The organism is Microtetraspora sp. AC03309 (assembly GCF_020826795.1).
GTDB lineage: Bacteria > Actinomycetota > Actinomycetes > Streptosporangiales > Streptosporangiaceae > Microtetraspora > Microtetraspora glauca.
Genome location: NZ_JADDIL010000339.1, coordinates 1 through 646, shown reverse-complemented (window position 1 = coordinate 646; position 646 = coordinate 1). Strand labels below are relative to the sequence as shown.

Below are 646 nucleotides of genomic sequence, written 5' to 3'. Positions count from 1 at the left end.
GTCAAGGCGCAGATCGAGGCCTACCGGGCGGCGACCCAGATGGCCCGGATCCGTGCCGCCCGCGGCATGAAGGTGGCCCAGACCTCCAAGCACATGATCTTCGCGGGTCCGCCCGGTACGGGTAAGACGACGATCGCCCGTGTGGTGGCCAACATCCTGGCCGGTCTCGGGGTCATCGCCGAGCCGAAGCTGATCGAGACGTCGCGTAAGGATTTCGTCGCCGAATACGAAGGCCAGTCCGCGGTCAAGACGGCCAAGACCATCGACCGTGCCCTCGGTGGCGTGTTGTTCATCGACGAGGCCTACACCCTGGTGCAGGAGCGCGACGGCCGTGCCGATCCGTTCGGTACCGAGGCGCTCGACACCCTGCTGGCCCGGATGGAAAACGACCGCGACCGCCTGGTCGTCATCATCGCCGGCTACAGCAACGACATCGACCGTCTCCTGGAGGCCAACGACGGTCTGCGGTCCCGCTTCGCCACCCGCATCGAGTTCGATTCGTACTCACCCGACGACATCGTCGAGATCGCCAAAGTCATTGCCAAGGCCAATGATTCCTGGCTCGACGATGACGCCTGCAAGCGCGTCAACGAGGCGGCGTCGTTGTTGAGCCAGCGCACCCTCAACAACAAGCCCGCCCTCGACA

At 64.9% G+C, this 646-nt stretch carries 1 protein-coding gene; it reads left to right on the top strand.

Features of this window, described 5'->3' with window-relative positions; translation table 11 throughout:
* Positions 1-646: AAA family ATPase (locus IMZ11_RS43210; RefSeq protein WP_228649447.1), on the top strand; the 646-nt coding region annotated here is incomplete at both ends.